This is a genomic window from Metabacillus rhizolycopersici (assembly GCF_020075705.1).
The window spans coordinates 1-2,223 of record NZ_JAIQUM010000186.1; the positions used below are offsets into that span (position 1 = coordinate 1).

A 2,223-nucleotide genomic window follows, 5' to 3' on the forward strand; every position below is an offset into this window, starting at 1 on the left:
AAAATCGTTTTGAAATGAACGATTATTACACAAATTCAGTTGTTCAGGAAGCAAATGCTTTGATGAAATCTCAAAGTGAACTTAAGAAAATGTACATTTCTACGAAAGAAGAACAAATCAAATCCGTAAAAAAGAAAATCAAATCGAGAAAAAGTAGAGTAACCACTTTAACAAAAATCAAACACTCGTTCATCAAAGGAAAACCATCCTTCAATAAAACCTCCCGCGAACAACAAAAAGGAAACTTTTTTGTAGTAGAGTTCAAAAAGAAAACGGATATTTACTATCACGCATATCAATTTGAACATCACTATTTAGATGTTCAAATAAAAGCTCTTAAGAACCGATTAGGTCGATTAGAATTTCGTTTAGATCGACTTCAAAAACAGCTTAAAACGTTAAAAAATAATGAAAAAAGTGTGGTTTTTGGTGGCAAAAAGCTTTTCAAAGGACAGCACACCTTACATCATTATCGAAATAACCATAAACTGTGGGTAGAGGATTGGGAACAATCTCGTTACAGTGAAATGACGATTAGTGGTCGTAAGGACGCAAAGTATGGGAATTTTGTCTTTACGTATGTTTCAGAGACAAAAAATCTCCATTTCACCACTCTAAACGGTGTGGCAGTTGAAATACCGAACCTTCAATTTCCTTATGGGCAAGAAAACATTGAAAAAATCATTCAAACACAAGTAGATAAGCCATCTAATTTGAAAAAGGAACATGGAAATGCAGTTGCTTGGTCTGTTGAGGATCACGGTGATTATTATATTTTTAAATGCATCTTGGATATTCCTGAGGAGGAAAACATAAACCACAGTAAATCTGATGGTGTAGTTGGTGTGGATTTGAATGTGGACCACATCGCATGGTCCAACATGAATGTGAAAGGTCAACTGATTAAATCAGGTGTATTTGAGTTTGAATTGGAAGGTAAATCTTCAGGTCAAGCAACAAAAATAATAGAAGCAGAAGCGATACGATTAGTCGATTTAACTGGTAAACTCAATAAACCGATCGTGATTGAAAAATTAAACACAATGAAATCGAAAGTATCGAATGCATATGGGAATAAAAAGGCGAATAAGAAAATGTCTATGTTCGCTTATCGAAAGCTTATTTCAGCCATAAAAAACCGTGCGAACAAAATGGGTGTGGCTGTATGTGAAGTAAATCCAGCCTACACAAGTCAAATCAGTAAAATCAAATACATGAAGCGATTTGGTATTAGTATTCACCAAGCAGCTTCTTATGTCATTGCGAGAAGAGCCATGGGATTCAAAGAAAAACTTCCACCAGTGTTGCATTCCCTACTACCGGAGAAGATAGTAGGTCTACATCACTGGGCGCAATGGAAGTGGATTTCAACATGCTTATCTGATGTACATATCCATTGTTTGTATCAGATAGAACTTCTATTCCTAGCAAGCATTACTCGATGAGTGATCTTTTTCCTCCAGGGGCTCTCCCAGACTTGGTGGAAAAAGGTTTGTCTAAGAAAGAAAGTAGAAAACCCATTGCCTAGTTGAACGGGCAATGGTCTACTAAGTCACTTAGTATGTCCTTTTGGGAATCCCCTTCCTCAAAAATTAGGTAGGATTTTAGGTGGGGGTAGTTCAATATTGGGATTATATCTTATATGTAATAGGGATATTTTTGCTTATATCACAAAACGCTTTGCATCCTGGAATAGCAATTATTGGCGTTGTAGTCATTTTTGCAACTCTTGTTATTCACCATTTCAGTTTTCATTATCCTTTGATGATTACCTTAATGGTTTTCTTATGGCAGGGATTGCCGAAGAAATTGTTTTCAGGGGACTGATTTTACAAGAAATCAATAAAAAGTGGCTTTTTGGAAAGCAAATATTGTTACAGCTTTCTTATTTTTGGTCATAGATTATCCAATTTGGACTTACAATGCAGAATTTTTCGAATTCTTTATTGCTGGGTCCCATATATATGTTTTTGTAATTGGTTTACTCTTTGGTTTTGCGTATAAAAAGACAGGTTCATTATGGTTGGTTGTGTTGTTGCACGCATTTCATAATTTTTTTGTTACTATCATCTAACATAAGAAATACAATAATGCCTTTATTCAATTAAACCAGCTAATAGTTTGTCAATATTTTTCAATAAAAACTTAAAATATCTCGTGCTATACTAAATTTATGCATACCAAATAACCTTCCAAGGTTTGGTATTTGGAAAGTTTTGGGGT

The 2,223-nt window shown here is 34.6% G+C and carries 3 protein-coding genes; all 3 read left to right on the forward strand.

What is annotated here, in order from left to right:
- The coding region (locus tag K9V48_RS27775; RefSeq protein ID WP_224142282.1) for an IS200/IS605 family accessory protein TnpB-related protein at nt 1-1,445 on the forward strand (1,445 nt) is incomplete at its 5' end.
- Between the two features lie 180 nt (nt 1,446-1,625).
- On the forward strand, nt 1,626-1,901 hold the full coding sequence (locus K9V48_RS27780; protein WP_224142284.1) for a CPBP family glutamic-type intramembrane protease: 276 nt from the start codon (nt 1,626-1,628) through the stop codon (nt 1,899-1,901).
- Nucleotides 1,850-2,074 carry a CPBP family glutamic-type intramembrane protease gene (locus K9V48_RS29820; protein ID WP_224142283.1) on the forward strand — a complete coding sequence of 75 codons (225 nt, stop codon included), beginning with the start codon at nt 1,850-1,852 and terminating at the stop codon, nt 2,072-2,074. The genes K9V48_RS27780 and K9V48_RS29820 overlap by 52 nt, the downstream gene beginning before the upstream one ends.
- Nucleotides 2,075-2,223 lie beyond the last annotated feature (149 nt).